Source organism: Bacillus sp. VA15, from assembly GCF_055721145.1.
On record NZ_JBVQPQ010000067.1, the window covers coordinates 1 to 255 of the forward strand.

The 255-nt window shown below is 38.4% G+C and carries 1 protein-coding gene; it reads right to left on the bottom strand.

All coding sequences use genetic code 11. From position 1 onward, the window contains the following. Positions 1-255: LysM peptidoglycan-binding domain-containing protein (locus tag AC0DBE_RS21800; RefSeq protein WP_472963803.1), on the bottom strand; the 255-nt coding region annotated here is incomplete at both ends.

A 255-nucleotide genomic window follows, 5' to 3' on the forward strand; every position in this document is an offset into this window, starting at 1 on the left:
GACCAACTTGAATTTTATCTGGGTTGCTAATGTTATTCAGTGATTGGATCTCTGACAATGTCATCCCAAAGCGTTGGGCAATACTTCCCAAATTGTCACCAGATTTAACAGTATAAGTGGTTGTTTTACGTGAGGAACCACCACTATCAGAATCATTTCCACTAGTGTAAACTTTCAATACTTGACCAACCTGAATTTTATCTGGGTTGCTAATGTTATTCAGTGATTGGATCTCTGACAATGTCATCCCAAAGC